This is a genomic window from Acinetobacter sp. S54, assembly GCF_016624945.1.
Lineage (GTDB): Bacteria > Pseudomonadota > Gammaproteobacteria > Pseudomonadales > Moraxellaceae > Acinetobacter.
Window position 1 is genome coordinate 1 of the sequence record NZ_JACVUI010000044.1, and the last position, 202, is coordinate 202.

1 protein-coding gene is annotated in these 202 nt (G+C 42.6%); it reads right to left on the minus strand.

Annotated elements, in window-relative coordinates:
• Positions 1–202, minus strand: a 202-nt coding sequence (locus IAE20_RS16735; RefSeq protein ID WP_227612148.1) for a hypothetical protein, incomplete at both ends; no start/stop codon positions are given.

Below are 202 nucleotides of genomic sequence, written 5' to 3' on the forward strand. Positions count from 1 at the left end.
TATAGTATTGCTACCATCAGTTACAGTTACCGCACTTACCACTTTATGGCCGTCTACTTCTGCCTGAGTTAATGTATGTGATACACCATTGATCGTTATGATGTCACCTGCCGCTGCATCCGCTCCCAAGGTAATATCAACATTGACTTTGCCATCCGCTCCTAATTCTGCTGTATTGATTACGCCATCATTATTTGCATCT